Source organism: Amycolatopsis sp. MtRt-6 (genome assembly GCF_017308975.1).
In the GTDB taxonomy this organism is placed as follows: Bacteria; Actinomycetota; Actinomycetes; order Mycobacteriales; family Pseudonocardiaceae; genus Amycolatopsis.
Genome location: NZ_JADWPD010000076.1, coordinates 1 through 985 on the forward strand (window position 1 = coordinate 1; position 985 = coordinate 985).

The window sequence follows — 985 nt, forward strand, 5'->3', positions numbered from 1 at the left end:
CTGTCCCGCCCCGGGTTTGATGGAGACATCGAACACCCGGAGGATTCACGGTTATGGCGGCACCACGGAAGTACCCCGACGAGTTGCGGGAGCGGGCGACGCGTCTGGTAGTCGAGGCCAGGCGGGATCCTGCGTCGGCGGCCGGGGCGATCAAACGGATCGCCGAGCAGCTCGGTGTGCACCCGGAGGCGTTGCGGACGTGGGTGAAGCAGGCCGAGACCGACCAGGAGGCGCGGCCGGGGACGGCCTCGACGGAGGCGGCGCGGGTCGCCGAGCTGGAACGTGAGGTGCGTGAGCTGCGCCGGGCGAACCAGATCCTGAAGTCAGCGGCGTCTTTCTTCGCAGCGGAGCTGGACCGTCCCTCGCGATGAAGGTCGAATTCGTTGACTCACAACGGAAGGAGCACGGTGTCCAGCCGGTCCTGCGGGTGCTTGAGGGCACACCTGCCCAGATCGCACCGTCGACCTACTATGCCGCCAAGACCCGTCCCGAATCCGCCCGCGCGGCATCCGACCGAGAGCTGACCGAGAAGATCAAACGGGTTCATAAGGCGAACTACAGCGTCTACGGAGCCAGGAAGGTCTGGGCTGAGCTGAACCGCCACGGCATCGAGGTGGCCCGGTGCACGGTCGAGCGGCTCATGCGCGAGGCCGGGTTACGAGGGCTGTTGCGGGACAAGTCTCCTCGCACGACCCGGCCGGCGCCGGAGACCGGAAGGCCGACTGACCTGGTGGAACGTGACTTCACGGCGACACGGGCGAACGAGTTGTGGGTCGCGGACATCACCTACGTGCGCACCGCCGCGGGCTGGGTCTACGCGGCGTTCGTGCTCGACGTGTTCTCCCGCCTGATCGTCGGCTGGCAGGTCGCCACCAGTCTCTACACGGATCTGGCGCTGGACGCGCTGCAGATGGCGATCTGGCGCCGCCAAGCCGACCGCGCCGACCTGACCGGGCTGGTCCACCACAGCGATCGTGGAGTGCAA

General features: G+C 67.7%; 2 protein-coding genes. Both read left to right on the forward strand.

What is annotated here, in order from left to right; translation table 11 throughout:
• Positions 1-53 precede the first annotated feature (53 nt).
• Positions 54-371 (forward strand): transposase, encoded by a 318-nt coding sequence (locus I4Q55_RS48860; RefSeq protein WP_242548120.1) that lies wholly within the window; start codon positions 54-56, stop codon positions 369-371.
• The coding region (locus I4Q55_RS48865) for an IS3 family transposase (RefSeq protein WP_206797885.1) at positions 368-985 on the forward strand (618 nt) is incomplete at its 3' end. The genes I4Q55_RS48860 and I4Q55_RS48865, both read left to right, overlap by 4 nt.